General features: G+C 34.1%; 1 protein-coding gene. It reads right to left on the bottom strand.

Annotated elements, in window-relative coordinates:
- A partial coding sequence (locus tag AAEY83_RS14365) for a deoxyribodipyrimidine photo-lyase (protein ID WP_351059897.1) occupies positions 1–279 on the bottom strand: 279 nt, incomplete at both ends.

The raw sequence follows: 279 nt of genomic DNA, 5'->3' as shown, positions 1-279 counted from the left end.
GCTTTAACCATGCACGTTTAAATGGAGTAAACACTTTATACATTTCATTACTTTGATTTTTGACCGTTCCAACAGGTGCAATTAAATCACCTTCGTACAAAGTAAAAGTAATAGAAAGCTCATCGCATTCGTGCAAAATTGCTTTATCGCGGTTTACTTCATTAAGCTCATATTCTGTATTAGCAATTACGTGTTTTACATCGTTTGCTTTACAAAAGTTAATAAGCTCGCGCGTACAATCACAAAAGCTAGGCGCTTCAATAATATGTAAAGTAATAC

This window comes from Psychrobacter sp. TB20-MNA-CIBAN-0197 (genome assembly GCF_040309765.1).
GTDB classification, from domain to species: Bacteria; Pseudomonadota; Gammaproteobacteria; order Pseudomonadales; family Moraxellaceae; genus Psychrobacter; species Psychrobacter submarinus.
Note: the sequence above shows the minus strand (reverse complement) of the source record. Positions and strands in the feature narration are given on the sequence as shown.